The sequence below is a fragment of the Celeribacter persicus genome (genome assembly GCF_003050785.1).
Lineage (GTDB): Bacteria > Pseudomonadota > Alphaproteobacteria > Rhodobacterales > Rhodobacteraceae > Celeribacter > Celeribacter persicus.
The window spans coordinates 70,694-85,031 of record NZ_QAOH01000002.1 but is presented as its reverse complement, the minus strand read 5'-3'; the positions used below and the strand labels follow the sequence as shown (position 1 = coordinate 85,031).

12 protein-coding genes and 1 tRNA gene are annotated in these 14,338 nt (G+C 60.8%); 4 read left to right on the top strand and 9 right to left on the bottom strand.

The window, feature by feature from the left end; translation table 11 throughout:
- Positions 1–7: 7 nt before the first annotated feature.
- Positions 8–1,630 (top strand): glucose-6-phosphate isomerase, encoded by a 1,623-nt coding sequence (gene pgi / locus C8N42_RS03395; RefSeq protein ID WP_107815144.1) that lies wholly within the window; start codon positions 8–10, stop codon positions 1,628–1,630.
- Between the two features lie 42 nt (positions 1,631–1,672).
- On the opposite strand, the gene C8N42_RS03390 is transcribed toward pgi, so the two are convergent.
- The 7 genes from C8N42_RS03390 to C8N42_RS03360 form a co-directional block, all read right to left on the bottom strand.
- Entirely contained in the window at positions 1,673–1,966 is a 294-nt protein-coding gene (locus C8N42_RS03390) for an SCP2 sterol-binding domain-containing protein (protein ID WP_107815143.1), read from the bottom strand.
- 111 nt (positions 1,967–2,077) lie between these two features.
- A tRNA-Gly gene (locus C8N42_RS03385) sits at positions 2,078–2,151 on the bottom strand.
- Positions 2,152–2,276: 125 nt separating this feature from the next.
- Positions 2,277–2,924, bottom strand: coding sequence for a fasciclin domain-containing protein (locus tag C8N42_RS03380; RefSeq protein WP_107815142.1), 648 nt, complete (start codon positions 2,922–2,924; stop codon positions 2,277–2,279).
- A 134-nt stretch (positions 2,925–3,058) separates the two neighbouring features.
- Positions 3,059–5,116, bottom strand: a complete 2,058-nt coding sequence (locus C8N42_RS03375) for an ASKHA domain-containing protein (protein ID WP_107815141.1) — start codon at positions 5,114–5,116, stop codon at positions 3,059–3,061.
- A complete protein-coding gene (locus C8N42_RS03370; protein ID WP_107815140.1) occupies positions 5,113–5,685 on the bottom strand; it encodes an rRNA large subunit pseudouridine synthase E in 573 nt (190 codons plus the stop codon). The genes C8N42_RS03375 and C8N42_RS03370 overlap by 4 nt, the downstream gene beginning before the upstream one ends.
- Before the next feature lie 49 nt (positions 5,686–5,734).
- Positions 5,735–6,721, bottom strand: a complete 987-nt coding sequence (locus C8N42_RS03365) for a methyltetrahydrofolate cobalamin methyltransferase (RefSeq protein WP_107815139.1) — start codon at positions 6,719–6,721, stop codon at positions 5,735–5,737.
- A gap of 12 nt (positions 6,722–6,733) precedes the next feature.
- Entirely contained in the window at positions 6,734–7,033 is a 300-nt protein-coding gene (locus C8N42_RS03360; RefSeq protein ID WP_107815373.1) for a virulence factor, read from the bottom strand.
- Between the two features lie 220 nt (positions 7,034–7,253).
- On the opposite strand from C8N42_RS03360, the gene C8N42_RS03355 reads away from it, so the two are divergent.
- Complete coding sequence (locus tag C8N42_RS03355) at positions 7,254–8,366, top strand: Ppx/GppA phosphatase family protein (protein WP_107815138.1); 1,113 nt, start codon at positions 7,254–7,256, stop codon at positions 8,364–8,366.
- 99 nt (positions 8,367–8,465) lie between these two features.
- Here the strand turns inward: C8N42_RS03355 and C8N42_RS03350 are convergent, their stop codons facing one another.
- Positions 8,466–9,023 carry a lipid-binding SYLF domain-containing protein gene (locus C8N42_RS03350; RefSeq protein ID WP_107815137.1) on the bottom strand — a complete coding sequence of 186 codons (558 nt, stop codon included), beginning with the start codon at positions 9,021–9,023 and terminating at the stop codon, positions 8,466–8,468.
- Between the two features lie 139 nt (positions 9,024–9,162).
- Entirely contained in the window at positions 9,163–10,161 is a 999-nt protein-coding gene (gene hemB, locus C8N42_RS03345; RefSeq protein WP_107815372.1) for a porphobilinogen synthase, read from the bottom strand.
- 164 nt (positions 10,162–10,325) lie between these two features.
- On the opposite strand from hemB, the gene C8N42_RS03340 reads away from it, so the two are divergent.
- Together C8N42_RS03340 and mfd are read left to right on the top strand one after the other, a co-directional pair.
- Positions 10,326–10,853 carry a component of SufBCD complex gene (locus C8N42_RS03340; protein WP_107815136.1) on the top strand — a complete coding sequence of 176 codons (528 nt, stop codon included), beginning with the start codon at positions 10,326–10,328 and terminating at the stop codon, positions 10,851–10,853.
- 4 nt (positions 10,854–10,857) lie between these two features.
- Complete coding sequence (mfd, locus tag C8N42_RS03335) at positions 10,858–14,337, top strand: transcription-repair coupling factor (RefSeq protein WP_107815135.1); 3,480 nt, start codon at positions 10,858–10,860, stop codon at positions 14,335–14,337.
- The last annotated feature ends 1 nt before the right edge of the window (position 14,338 follow it).

Below are 14,338 nucleotides of genomic sequence, written 5' to 3'. Positions count from 1 at the left end.
ACCTGAGATGACCGTTGATTTTGCCGCCCTCAAATCCCTCAGAGACGCCGCCGGGGATCGTCATATCCTCGATCTCTTCGCAGAAGATGCGCAGCGTGCTTCGCGCTTTTCGGCCATGGCGGATGGGCTTTTGTTCGATTACTCGAAAACCAATATCGACGAGGCGACGCGGGTGGCTCTCTTCGACCTTCTGAGCGTGGCGGGAGTTGCGGAGAAACGCGAGGCGATGTTCTCGGGTGAAAAGATCAACGACACCGAAGGGCGTGCGGTGTTGCATACCGCGCTGCGCAATCTCGACGGCGGGCCTGTCTATGTCGATGGCAAGGATGTGATCCCCGGTGTGCGCCAGACATTGGCGCGGATGGACGATTTCGCCGACCGGGTGCGGCGCGGCACGATCACCTCTTACTCCGGTGTGCCATTCGAGGATGTGGTGAACATCGGCATCGGGGGCTCGGACCTCGGTCCGGTGATGGCCTACGAGGCGCTCAAACCCTACGTCGACGGGCCGCATTGTCATTTCGTGTCCAATGTCGATGGCGCGCATGTGCATGACGTGCTGTCCGGGCTGAACCCGCAGACCACGCTGGTGATCGTCGCCTCCAAGACCTTCACCACCATCGAGACCATGACCAATGCGCAGACCGCACGTGACTGGCTGGTGCAATCGGTGGGCGAAGAGGGGATTTCGAAACATTTCGCGGCACTTTCGACTGCGAAGGACAAGACGGCGGAGTTCGGCATCGACCCCGATCTTGTGTTCGGCTTCGAGGATTGGGTCGGGGGGCGTTATTCTGTCTGGGGGCCGATCGGGCTCTCGTTGATGCTCGCCATCGGGCCGCAGCGGTTCGCCGACTTCCTGCGCGGCGGACAGGCGATGGACACCCATTTCCGCACGGCGGAGTGGGAGGACAACCTTCCGGTGCTTCTGGCACTAGTGGGCATCTGGCACAATCAGGTCTGCGGTTACGCGACCCGCGCGGTGCTGCCTTACGAACAGCGTCTCCTGCGGCTTCCGGCCTATCTCCAGCAGCTCGAAATGGAATCAAATGGCAAGCGGGTGGCGATGAATGGCAGCGATCTGCCGTTCGACAGCGGGCCGGTGGTCTGGGGTGAACCCGGCACCAACGGCCAGCATGCGTTTTATCAGTTGATCCATCAGGGCACACGGGTGATCCCCTGCGAATTCATGGTCGGGCGGTTCGGTCATGAACCGGCTCTGACGCATCAGCACGAATTGCTGGTGTCCAACTGTCTGGCGCAGTCCGAAGCACTTCTGCGCGGCAGGTCCCTCGCGGAAGCCACAGAGATCATGAAGAAAAAAGGCTTTGAAGGTGTGGAGTTGGAGCGTCAGGCGCGACACCGGGTCTTCCCCGGAAACCGGCCTTCGACGACGCTCGCCTATGAACAGCTCACGCCTTTCGTACTTGGCCAGATCGTGGCGCTTTACGAGCACCGGGTCTTTGTCGAAGGGGTGATCCTCGGCATTAATTCCTACGACCAATGGGGCGTGGAGCTGGGCAAGGAACTGGCACTGGCACTGCAACCGGTACTCGCGGGCGAGGCGGATGGTGCAGGCAAGGATGGCTCGACATTGCAGCTCGTCGATTACCTGAGGATAAACGATTAACTGTCTGATTTGGTGTGAAAGTGGCCCTTTACAAGGCCATTCTCACCCGAAGAGATTGCCGAATTTCATCGCGGTCTTGGCATCCCCCGCGATCTTGAGCTTGCCGAACATGGCCGCCTTGATCGGATTCAGTTGCCCCGCGAGGATTTTCTCAAACGTCGGCTGATCGGCGATGATCGCGCAATCGGCGCGGTCGTCGGAAATCTCCGCCGTATTGCCCTTGATGATCAGATTGCCGATCTCCTTGATCCGCAGCGAAACGGATTTTTCGAAATTTTCGCCCTTGAGCCGCTCGGCCAGCGCCGCTTTCGCGATGTCCAGAAAATCTTTGGTCATGTGAGGTCCTCCCGGGAGATGACGTAACCGGTCCGGAGGAGAGGACAAAGCGGAACCCTGCGTCACAGACAAAATTGCCGTTACGGAGTGGTGTGAAACTGTCAAGAAATCTGGAGCGGGTAGCGGGAATCGAACCCGCGCGTTCAGCTTGGGAAGCTGACAGGCTACCATTACATCATACCCGCCTGAGGTGAGGCTTTAGGTAGTCAAAGCCGCGGGGGCGGTCAAGCGGATTTGCGGGGCCATATATGAAAAAGGCCACGCCTCAATCGGGCGTGGCCGGGATTTCCGGCCGGAAATCACAAGAGGCTTACGACACCGGCATCAGCACGCCGTCGACGAAATACATCACGCCGTTGGATTGCTCGATGTCTTTCGCCAGAGTGGTCACGAGATTGCCCATGCCATCGCGCAGGATGAGCTCTTCGCCCGTCCCTTTTTCCACGCGGATCTGTTCGCCGGACACAGTGGTCAGGACAACGGTGTTGCTGTCACGATCCACCTCGACATTCGCAGGGATGACGACTTCTTCAGGCGACTCATCGCTGTCGAGCAGTTCGTCGATCATCTGCGGCGTGAACTCGCCTTCCACAAGGTGAGCGTTGATCACATCCCGAAGCATCTCGCGGTTTTCGGGCTTCATCAGGTCGTTGACTGCCTCAGCCGGAAGCTTGGCAAAGGCGTCATTGGTCGGCGCAAACAGCGTGTAGGGGCCTTCTCCCATCAGTTCCTCGGCCAGACCGGCGGATTTCACGGCGTCGATCAGAGTGGTCAGGTTCTGCACCTTCATCGCGTTGTCGGCGATGGTGGCGTTCTGGTCGAGCGCCTGCTCGTTGATGATTTCGGCACCGTTCACCGGAGCCTCGGCAAAGGATGCGATCGGGGCGGCCGCCATCAGGGCAGCGGTGGACAGGGCAAGGATTTTACCACGGGTTTTCATCAGAAGCCTCCGTTTCATGTTCGTCTCACTGGCGCAGCGGCGGTCCCGCTGGCCTTCTGCGGACACAACACGGGCACTTGGGCAAAGGTTTCCCCAAGCGCGTTCACATGTTTTTCAGGAGATGTGTCGGAACCTTTTGTCCGCGGTTGCACTCAACCACGGCGCCGCCTGCGCCGCCCGCCGCCTTCGCTGTCACCGGAGTTGAAATTCACCTCGGGCAGGGGGACCAGAGCGCGCAAGCCGGTGAACGGATCGGTGGCATGCGGGATGGCGTTGGCGTTGACGAAATGCTCCTGAAAGCGTGGCTCGATGGCGGTTTCCACTTTGGTGATGTGATGCACCAGTTCCTCGATCTCGCGCCGCGCGGCCCGATTGAGCAAAGCGATCTGCGCCCCGGTGCCTGCGGCATTCCCGGCGCTCGTCACATGTTCCAGCGGGCAATCCGGGATCATGCCAAGCACCATGGCGTGTTTCGGCGAGATATGTGCCCCGAAGGCACCGGCGAGCACCACGCGATCCACAGTGTCGGTGCCGAATTCGTCCATCAGAAGACGCGCACCCGCATAAAGTGCGGATTTGGCGAGTTGAATGGCGCGAATGTCGCCTTGGGTGACGGAGATCACCGGACCGCCCTCGGCGGAGCCGTCATAAATCACATATTCATAGGTCCGTCCCGACGCCCGGCAGCGCGGGGTGCCAACCGCCTCGGGCGATCCGATCAGCCCGTTGGCATCAAGCACCCCGGCCATGCGCATTTCCGCCACCGCTTCGATGATGCCCGAGCCACAGATGCCGGTTACGCCGGTGCGACCGATCTTTTTGGCAAAACCCGGCTCATCCGACCATTGCTTGACACCGATGATGCGAAAGCGCGGTTCCTTGGTGACGGGGTCGATTTCGATCCGCTCGATGGCCCCGTTGGCGGCGCGCTGACCGGAACTGATCTGCGCCCCTTCAAAGGCGGGGCCGGTGGGGGAGGAACAGGCGAGCACCCGGGTTTTGTTCCCCAACAAAATCTCCGCATTGGTCCCGACATCGACGATCAGCGTCAGCGGGTCCTGCTTCTGCGGCGCCTCTGAGAGCGCCACGGCGGCGGCATCCGCCCCCACATGGCCCGCGATCAGTGGCAGGATATAAAGCTGCGCCTCAGGCGCGAGGCTCAGCCCGATGTCGGAAGCGGGCAGGTCGAGCGCGGAATTGGTCGCCAGCGCGAAAGGTGCCTGTCCCAGAGGAATCGGATCGAGGCCGAGCAACAGGTGATGCATCACCGGGTTCATCACCACGACGATTTCGAAAATATCGTTGACGGAAACCTTGGCCTCATCGGCCAGTTCCACGGCCAGTTGGCTCAGCGCCTCGCGCACGGCCGCGGTCAGCTCATTGGCACCCTCCGCATTCATCATCGCATAGGACACGCGCGACATCAGGTCTTCGCCATAGCGGATTTGCGGGTTCATCACCCCGCCGGAGGCCTTGACCTCGCCAGTGATCAGATCGGTCAGATGCGCCGCGACGGTGGTCGAGCCAAGGTCGACGGCCAGCCCGTAAAGCCCGGGTTCGTAAAATCCGGGCCAGACGCCGACGATGCGGGGATGCCCTTCGCGCGCGGTGTGATGCCCTTCGCGCGCGGTGTTGAGCGCCAGAGTGACCGCATCCTTGCCCGCGATCAGTGCCGCTTGCAACCGGGTCAGCATGGCCAGAGAAATCGTGACATTCTCGATCTGCCACGCGTCCCTGAGTTGCGCCTGCACGCGCTCCCAGTCGCCGGTGGGGCTGTGCATATCGGCGGGTGGCACTTCGACATAGAGGGTGCGGGTCGCCGGGTCCATGTCGATCACCCGCGTCGTCGCAGCCTTGCGCACCACCTGTTTGTGGACCTGGCTCTCGGAGGGGACGTCGATGACGACATCGCCCAGCACCTGCGCCTGACAGCTCATCCGATATCCCGGTTTGATGCCGCGCTTGGTGTCATAGGCGGTTTCCACAGCGTTGACCGGACTGAGCGCGCCCTCATCCGCATGAATGCCATGTTTCGCGTGATCGCCAAAGGACGGGCGCACCATGCATTTTGAGCAAATCCCGTGCCCACCGCACACACTGTCGACATCGACACCCAGATCACGGGCCGCCTGCAACACAGTCGTGCCGCGCGCCACATGGCCACGCTTGCCGGAGGGGGTGAAAATCACCAATGGATTTTTATCGCTCATCTCGTCTTTGCCTTATGAGGATCTTCGTCCCGCCATGCGCCGCTTTCCAACCCATCGAGCCGCCACGGCCCGATGGACAGGCGAATGAGCCGCAAGGTGGGAAAGCCCACGGCGGCGGTCATGCGGCGCACCTGACGGTTGCGGCCCTCGGTGATCGTGAGTTCCAGCCAGCTCTCCGGCACGCTCTTACGATAGCGCACCGGCGGATTGCGCGGCCAAAGCCAGTCCGGTTCCCCGACACGGGCGGCGCGGGCAGGGCGGGTCATGCCGTCTTTCAACTCGACCCCCTTGCGCAATTGCGCCAGCGCGTCTTCGCTCAGATCACCCTCGACCTGCGCCAGATAGGTTTTGGCCATCTTATGCTTCGGATTGGAAATCGCCGCCTGCAATTTGCCGTCATCGGTCAAAAGCAGCAAGCCTTCGCTGTCGCGATCCAGCCGACCCGCCGGGTAAACGCGCGGCACGTCGATGAACTCGGAGAGCGTCTTGCGGGTCGTACCCTCTGTGCCCTTGTCGGTGAACTGGGACAGCACGTCAAAGGGCTTGTTAAAGGCGATCAGTCGCGCCATGACGTGCTTTCCCGTTTTCTTCTTGGTTCAAATACTCAAAGTGATCGGATTACCCACGACGACGACGCCCGCCGCCGCGACGCCCGCCAGCCCCGGCACTTGCCGCCGAATCTGCCGCCTCGGCAAAGCTCGCACCCTGCGACACGGCCTCAGCCACGCGGGAAAAGCCGATCCATTTGGTCCCATCCGGGTCATGATTCATCAGAAGGTTGGCGGCACGGATCGCCTCCATCTCCTGCACCCTGACCGGGTTCATGATCGCCGAGGTCATGCCCGCGCCAATGGCCATCGGCAGGAAAGCGGCATTGATGCCGTGACGATGGGGCAGGCCGAAGGAAATGTTCGAAGCGCCGCAGGTGGTGTTCACCCCCAGCTCGTCGCGCAGACGCCGCACCAGCGTGAACACCTGATGTCCGGCGGTCGCCATGGCACCGATCGGCATCACCAGCGGGTCGACCACGATGTCATGCGCTGGAATGCCGAAATCCGCCGCGCGCTCGACGATCTTTTTCGCGACGGCAAAGCGCACATCCGGGTCCTCAGAAATGCCGCTGTCGTCGTTGGAGATCGCCACCACCGGCACGTTGTATTTCTTCACAAGCGGTAAGACACGTTCAAGGCGTTCCTCTTCACCGGTCACGGAGTTCAGAAGCGGACGACCTTCGGCCATTTCCAACCCCTTCTCAAGAGCATCCGGCACAGAACTGTCGATGCAGAGCGGCACATCCACCACGGCCTGCACGCGCGCGACCAGTTCGGCCATCAGCGGCGGTTCGACAAAGTTGTTGTCGGCATAGCGCGGGTCTTCGGCCATCTTGTTGGAGAAGACCGCACCGGAGTTGATGTCCAGCACATTGGCGCCACAGGCCACCTGCTCCAGAGCGTCGCGCTCGACGGTGGAGAAATCGCCCATCTCCAGTTCGGCCGCGAGTTTCTTGCGGCCGGTCGGATTGATGCGTTCACCGATCACACAGAACGGCTCGTCAAAGCCGATGACGACGGTCTTGGTCTTGCTCTCGATCACAGTACGGGTCATGGGGTTCGTCCTCTATTCGGCCTCACGGCCCTCGTTGTTCACCAGCGCGATCAGGCGCGCTTTGTCATAGGCCGCATCCAGTTCGGCGGCGCGGGTGTCGGCAGCTTCCTGGCCTTCAAGGGCGGTTTCCTCCACCACGTCGCGCCATTCGGCCATATAGGCGTCACCATCGGTCGCACCGATCTTCATCGCCACACGGTCGATGGCCTGCTCAAACCGTTCCGGCAATACGGCACGCGCGGCACGACGCCCCCGGCCTACACGGACCTGTGCCGGAATATCGCGCCAATAGATTACGGTCAGATCAGCCATCTTGCCCTCGCGGTCATCGTTCGTTGTCAGAACGCATAAAAGAAAGGCGGGCTTCGCGAAAGGCCGCAGGATCGGAAAAATACTCAAGAAGATCATGAACGGGGCTGCGCCGGTCAGTTCCACCTCGTGGCATTGTGAAGGTCGCCTCCTCTCACGGCACTTGCCCGACGCGCGGATTTTCGCTTATGGTAGGGGTAACTTGATATGGAGGGCGTGAACCATGGCGCCCAAGCGTCCCAAAGGTGCGGGCGCGTTCCCGAAAGCGGTCGAGCCTCCCGCACCCAAACCCGCCGACCCGGCCGAGCTTTACGCCGCGCTGGATCTCGGCACCAATTCGTGCCGCATGCTGATCGCCCAACCGAAGGGCAGCCAGTTCCATGTGGTCGACAGTTTCTCGAAATCGGTCCAGCTCGGCAACGGGTTAGAGGCCTCAGGGCGGTTATGTCGTTCGTCGATTTCGCGCACCATTCAGGCGCTGCGGGTTTGTCGCAAGAAACTCGAAAAACACGAAGTCAAACATATGCGACTGGTCGCGACCGAAGCCTGTCGTCGCGCCCGCAACTCGCGCGATTTCCTGCGTCGGGTCCAGCGGGAAACCGGGTTGAAGCTCGAAATCATCAAACCGGAGGAGGAGGCACGGCTCGCCGTCGTGTCCTGTGCGCCGCTGGTGTCGACGAAGACGGAACAGTTGCTGGTGGTGGACATCGGCGGCGGTTCAACGGAATTGGTCTGGATCGACCTGACCAACGTGCCGCGTGCCGAACGCCCGCGTGCGATCATGCGGCTGCACACCGGGTTCACCAACGCCGACAGCCCGTTTCCCCATGCGAAGGTCGTGGACTGGATTTCCGTGCCTTTGGGGGTTGCGACCCTGATGGAGCAATTCTCCGATGTCGAAGACGACGCCGCACGCTTTGCCCTCATGTCCTGGTATTTCGAGGAAAAACTCGCCGATTTTACCCCCTATGCCAATGAGGCCTGTCGCGAAGGGTTCCAGATCATCGGCACCTCCGGGACGGTGACGACCGTGGCGGCCTCGCATCTCGGGCTCAAACGCTACGACCGTAACAAGGTCGACGGGCTGCGCATGACGTCCGAACAGATCGACCGGGTGATCCGCGACTATCTCGATCTCGGGCCGGAGGGGCGCAAACGCGATCCGCGTATCGGGCGGGATCGTCAGGAACTGATCATGTCGGGCGCGGCGATCCTTCAGGCGCTTCTGCGGATCTGGCCGACGGATCGCCTGTCGGTGGCGGACAGGGGCCTGCGCGAAGGTCTGCTCTATGCGCAAATGTCGGCGGACGGAGTGCTGGAAGAGGCCGTGCCCTGAACTGAACCCTGAACCGATGTCGGTTTTCTGATGGTTCAAATACTCAAACAAAAAGCGGGGCTTGACCCGCTTTTTCAATGCATCGCATCGGGGTGAACGTCAGGGAATGATCCGGGTGTATTTCGTCCCCTCGACGGTCGCACCCGCGATCAGACCGGCCTGACCGAAGACCACCGCAATCACCGGCGACAGCGAGGTCATGGTTTCCGCCGACAGGTTCTCGCCCTTGTTCGAGATCGCATATTCGAGATCGGCCCCCGCCGACCAGCCGGGCGAATTGCGAAAGCCCGCCAACGCCTCGTTGGTCATGAAGAACAGCACATGGGCATATTGCTGTGCGCCGATCTGAAGCCCGAAGGTGGCCTGAGCAGAAGAATAATAATCCACCGTGACGCCCCCCACACGCAGCGCACCGCGCCCGTAGGAGCCGCCGATACCGAGGCCGGCTTTGGTGATCAGCGGCATGACCAGCATGCCGACGGATTTGTCACGCAGCGCCGTGGTGCCGGGGTAGGTCGAATAGAGATAATTCAAAGTGCTGTCGACCCGCGCGTCAATTGTTGCGGCGCCGTTGGAACGCATGGAATTGTCGCAGGCGGCCAGTAGACCGGCGCTGCCCAGACCGATCATGAAGGTCCGGCGATTGGAAATCGTCATAAGGATGTCCTTTACTGCTATGCCTTAGGAGGGCTCTGACGGCCCGTTTGCCGGTACTATAACCGCAAGTTTCCGCCCATGTCATTGGCAAAACACCACCTATGGTGGGTTTGAGTGGGGTTTTGCCGATCTATAGCCGTTATTTGGCGAGCAGTTTCGCCGCTTCGGGGGCGAAATAGGTCAGAATACCGTTGCAGCCCGCGCGTTTGAAACACATCAGGCTTTCCAGCACGATCTTTTCGCGGTCGAGCCAGCCATTCTGGAAAGCTGCGACCAGCATCGCGTATTCGCCGGAAACCTGATAGGCGAAGGTTGGGACATGAAAACGCTCCTGTACCCGGGTGCAAACGTCGAGATAGGGCATGCCGGGTTTCACCATGACCATATCCGCACCCTCCAACAGATCGCGCTCGACAAGGCGCAGCGCTTCGTCGGTGTTGGCGGGGTCCATCTGATAGGTCTTCTTGTCGCCCTTGAGTGCACCACTTGCCCCGACCGCATCGCGGAACGGCCCGTAGAAACCGGAGGCATATTTCGCGGCATAGGACATAATCGAGACCTTGTCATAGCCCTCGGCTTCGAGCGCCTGACGGATCATGCCGATACGCCCGTCCATCATGTCCGAGGGGCCGATGATGTCGGCGCCCGCCTCGGCCTGCGCGACCGACATTTTCACCAGCGCCTCGACCGTCATGTCATTGACGATCTCGCCGTTCACCACATAGCCGTCATGGCCGTTGATATTGTAGGGATCGAGCGCCACATCGGTCATGATTGCAAGTTCCGGCACTTCCGCCTTGATTGCGCGAATGGCCCGGTTGACGAGGTTGTCCGGATCCCAGGCCCCGGCGCAATCCTCGGTTTTCAGGTCCTGCTCGATATAGGGAAACAGGCAGATCGCCGGAATGCCCGCCTCATGGGCTGCCTCGGCCGCTTTCACCAGCCGGTCAATGGTCAGCCGCTCGACACCGGGCATCGACGGGATCGGGGTCGCCTCATCCACACCTTCACGCACGAACACCGGCCAGATTAGATCGGCCACAGAGAGGTGGTTTTCCCGCACAAGACCGCGCAGCGCCTCCATCTTTCGCGTCCGGCGCAGACGGGTGAGCGGGAAGGGGGCGGTGGTGCGTGTCATGGCGGCAACCTCGGTTTGCGATATTTCCATTGAGGTGGCATGGATTTTCTGATGCTTCAAGGGTAGGAATCGGCACCCGGGGGGCTTAATCTGTGCACAGGTCGGGCAAGTCCCCGCAGTATTTGCCGCAAAAACAGGCCTTCAGAGCGAAAGAGCAGACGCCCGTGGACTTCTATTCAACCATTTTCGAAGTGATCGACACCCGGTCCTTTTCGAATATGTGGTACTGGATTGCGCTTGCCGTGCTCTGGTCCACAGCCTCGCATTTCGTGCTCGGTGTGCCCTTCGATCTGGCGCTCAGAGCCAGACGTCAAGGTGGGCAGCACATGGCGGATCTCGAAGATTTGGTGCGGATCAACACCGGGCGTATTCTGAACATTGCCGAGGTCTCGGGGCTGATGCTCACGGCGCTGGCGGGCGCGATCATCACCATTCTGGCGATCACCGGTTTTATCTATGGTATCGAATTCTCTCAAGCGGTGTTCCTGATGATCTTTCCGATGGTCTTTGTCGGACTTCTGAACATCCGTCTCGCCCGTCGCATCGCCTCGGAGGCCCCCGAAGGGGCGCAACTGGTCGCCATGCTGCGCCGCCAGAGGTTCTATGTGCAACTGATTGGCATGCTGTCGATTTTCGTCACTGCCATGTGGGGCATGTATCAGAACATCGCCATCGGCCCGTTGGGAGGATGAGTGCATGAGCAAAGCCAGCCATCTCACCGTCGGCGGTGCGCCGGAGGGGTTCGACGCCTTTTACCTTGCCCGCGAAGTGGCCCGCGCGGAGGCGCCGGTGATCCATGTGGCGCGGGACGACAAACGTCTGGCGGCCCTGCGCGACGGGCTGCGCTTCTTTGCGCCCGATCTGCCGGTGCTGGAATTTCCCGCATGGGATTGTCTGCCGTTCGACCGTAGCTCGCCCAATCCCGATCTTGCGGCGCAGCGTATGGCGACTTTGGCCGCGCTTGCCCATGGCACGGTGCCGAAACGCTTCGTCCTGTTGACCACATTGTCCTCGGCAACCCAGCGTGTCCCGGCGCGGGACACGCTTGCGGAGGCGGCGTTTACGCTCCACAAGGGCCAGCGGGTCAACGAGGCCGAACTGCGGGCGTTTTTCGTCCGCATGGGGTTTACCCAGGCTCCGACCGTGGTCGAGCATGGCGATTACGCCATTCGCGGCGGTATCATCGACGTTTTTCCTCCGGGACAGGTCCTGCCGGTGCGGCTCGATTTCTTCGGCGATGAGCTGGACGGCATCCGGCGTTTCGATCCGGCGAACCAGAAGACCGTCGACAGCCTCAATGAAGTGAGTTTTACACCGGTTTCCGAGGTGATCCTCGACGAGGCGGCGATCACGCGGTTTCGCCAGAATTACCGCATTGAGTTCGGCGCGGCGGGCACGGACGATCCTTTGTACGAGGCGGTCACAGCCGGGCGCAAACACGCGGGAATGGAGCATTGGCTGCCCTATTTTCACGAACGGCTCGACACGCTTTTCGACTACCTTCCGGGCGTGACGGTTTCTCTTGACGATCAATCGACTGCGGCGCGTCTTTCACGTTGGGAAGGCATCGAGGATCAGTATCAGACACGGCGTGAGGCATTGAACGCTAAGGGGCGGCTGGACTCGGTCTACAAACCCTGTCCGCCGGGGCTTTTGTACCTCGACGATGGGGCCTGGGAGGCGGCTATCGCGGGCCGCCGCGTGATCCATTTCCATCCGCTGCCACAGGCCTCCGGGCCCGGCGTGATCGACGCGGGCGGGCGTGTCGGGCGCAATTTCTCGCCCGAACGCCAGATGGAAGGTATCAATCTTTTCGAAGAGTTGGCGGGCCATATTCGCAAGAGGCGTGAGCTTGGTCAGGTGGTTCTGGCGTCATGGTCCGAGGGCGCACGCGACCGGCTCAAGTCGCTTCTGGAGGACGAGGACCTTACCGGTCTGACGGAAATTTCGGACTGGCGCGATGTGCCGGATGGGATCGGCGGTGTGTATCTCGCGGTCTGGACACTGGATCAGGGTTTTGAGGCGCCGGTGGGCGACGGGCATTCCGTGACGGTGATCTCGGAACAGGATGTCTTGGGCGACCGGCTCATTCGCCGCCCGTCGCGGCGCAAACGGGCGGAAAATTTCCTTACCGAACACAGTTCCCTGAGCCCCGGCGATCTGATCGTCCATGTCGAGCACGGGGTGGGGATTTTCCGCGGGCTTGAGGTGGTGACCGCCCTAGGGGCTGCGCATGAATGTCTTTTGCTCGAATATGCGGGCGGGGACCGGCTTTACCTTCCTGTTGAAAACATCGAGCTTCTGAGCCGTTATGGCCATGACGAAGGGCTTCTTGACAAGCTCGGGGGCGGGGCGTGGCAGGCCAAAAAGGCGCGGATGAAGGAACGCATCCGCGAGGTGGCGGAAAAGCTCATCCGTATCGCCGCCGAGCGTCATATCCGCAAAGCGCCGATCATGGAGCCGCCGGAGGATATGTGGGAGGCGTTTTGTGCGCGTTTTCCCTACACGGAAACCGAGGATCAGTTGAAGGCCATCGAAGACGTGCTCGACGATCTGGAGCGCGGCATGCCGATGGATCGCCTCGTATGCGGCGATGTGGGGTTCGGCAAGACCGAGGTGGCGATGCGCGCGGCCTTTGTCGCGGCACTCTCTGGCGCGCAGGTGGCTGTGATCGCACCGACGACCTTGCTCGCACGGCAACACTTCCGCAGTTTTGCCGAGCGGTTCCGGGGATTTCCGATCAATATCAGACCGATGTCGCGCTTTGTGTCGGCAAAGGATATGGCGAAAACCCGCGAGGAACTGGCCGAAGGGACGGTGGATATTGTCGTGGGCACCCATGCTTTGCTGGCGAAATCCGTGCGTTTCGCCAATCTCGGGCTCTTGATCGTGGATGAGGAACAACGTTTCGGTGTCACGCACAAAGAACGCCTCAAGTCCCTGAAATCCAACATTCATGTATTGACTCTGTCCGCCACGCCGATCCCGCGCACGCTGCAAATGTCGCTGACCGGGGTGCGCGACCTCTCGATTATTGGCACGCCACCTATCGACCGTCTGTCGATCCGCACCTATGTCAGCGAATTCGACACGGTGACGATCCGCGAGGCGCTTTTGCGCGAACATTACCGGGGCGGGCAGTCGTTCTTTGTCGTTCCCCGTGTGAGCGACATTCCCGAGATCGAAGATTTCCTCAAAGAGCAGGTGCCGGAACTGACTCATGTGGTCGCACACGGTCAGATGGCGGCAGGGGAACTCGATGACCGGATGAACGCGTTTTATGACGGGAAATACGATGTGTTGCTGGCGACGACTATTGTGGAAAGCGGCATCGACATTCCGACCGCGAACACCATGGTGGTGCACCGCGCCGATATGTTCGGCCTTGCGCAGCTCTACCAGATCCGGGGCCGGGTGGGCCGCGCCAAGACACGGGCCTATGCCTATCTGACCACGAAACCGCGTGCGCCGCTGACGCCGCAAGCGGAGAAACGGCTGCGCGTGCTGGGATCGCTCGACACGCTCGGGGCCGGATTTACCCTTGCATCTCAGGATCTTGACATCCGGGGCGCAGGCAATCTTGTCGGCGAAGAGCAATCGGGCCACGTCAAGGAAGTCGGCTTCGAACTGTATCAATCCATGCTGGAAGAGGCGATTGCCCGGATCAAATCCGGTGAAGAGGCGGTGAGCCTCGACGACGACGGTCAATGGGCGCCGCAGATCAACCTTGGCGTGCCGGTGCTGATCCCCGAAACCTATGTGCCCGATCTCGACGTGCGGCTGGGGCTTTACCGTCGCTTGTCCGGGCTCAAGACCAAGGTGGAGCTTGAAGGATTTGCCGCCGAACTGATTGACCGCTTCGGAAAATTGCCGAAAGAGGTCAACACTCTGCTGCTCGTCGTTCGGATCAAGGAAAAATGTCGGGAGGCGGGGATTGCCCGGCTCGACGGTGGGCCGAAGGGCGCAACAATCCAGTTCCACAATGACAAATACGCCAATCCGGCAGGGCTTGTGGAATTTATCCACGGGCAACGCGGTCAGGCGAAGGTCAAGGACAACAAAATCGTCATCCGGCGTGACTGGAAGAAAGACAGCGACAAGATCAAGGGCGCGTATTCGATTGCGCAGGACCTGGCGAAATTCGCAAAAGTCGCTGCGCAACCGGCTAAGAAGTAAG

Coding starts and splice junctions, on each gene's coding strand:
- pgi (WP_107815144.1), top strand. CDS start 8: ATGACCGTTGATTTTGCCGCCCTCAAATCCCTCAGAGACGCCGCCGGG.
- C8N42_RS03390 (WP_107815143.1), bottom strand. CDS start 1,966: ATGACCAAAGATTTTCTGGACATCGCGAAAGCGGCGCTGGCCGAGCGG.
- C8N42_RS03380 (WP_107815142.1), bottom strand. CDS start 2,924: ATGAAACGGAGGCTTCTGATGAAAACCCGTGGTAAAATCCTTGCCCTG.
- C8N42_RS03375 (WP_107815141.1), bottom strand. CDS start 5,116: ATGAGCGATAAAAATCCATTGGTGATTTTCACCCCCTCCGGCAAGCGT.
- C8N42_RS03370 (WP_107815140.1), bottom strand. CDS start 5,685: ATGGCGCGACTGATCGCCTTTAACAAGCCCTTTGACGTGCTGTCCCAG.
- C8N42_RS03365 (WP_107815139.1), bottom strand. CDS start 6,721: ATGACCCGTACTGTGATCGAGAGCAAGACCAAGACCGTCGTCATCGGC.
- C8N42_RS03360 (WP_107815373.1), bottom strand. CDS start 7,033: ATGGCTGATCTGACCGTAATCTATTGGCGCGATATTCCGGCACAGGTC.
- C8N42_RS03355 (WP_107815138.1), top strand. CDS start 7,254: ATGGCGCCCAAGCGTCCCAAAGGTGCGGGCGCGTTCCCGAAAGCGGTC.
- C8N42_RS03350 (WP_107815137.1), bottom strand. CDS start 9,023: ATGACGATTTCCAATCGCCGGACCTTCATGATCGGTCTGGGCAGCGCC.
- hemB (WP_107815372.1), bottom strand. CDS start 10,161: ATGACACGCACCACCGCCCCCTTCCCGCTCACCCGTCTGCGCCGGACG.
- mfd (WP_107815135.1), top strand. CDS start 10,858: ATGAGCAAAGCCAGCCATCTCACCGTCGGCGGTGCGCCGGAGGGGTTC.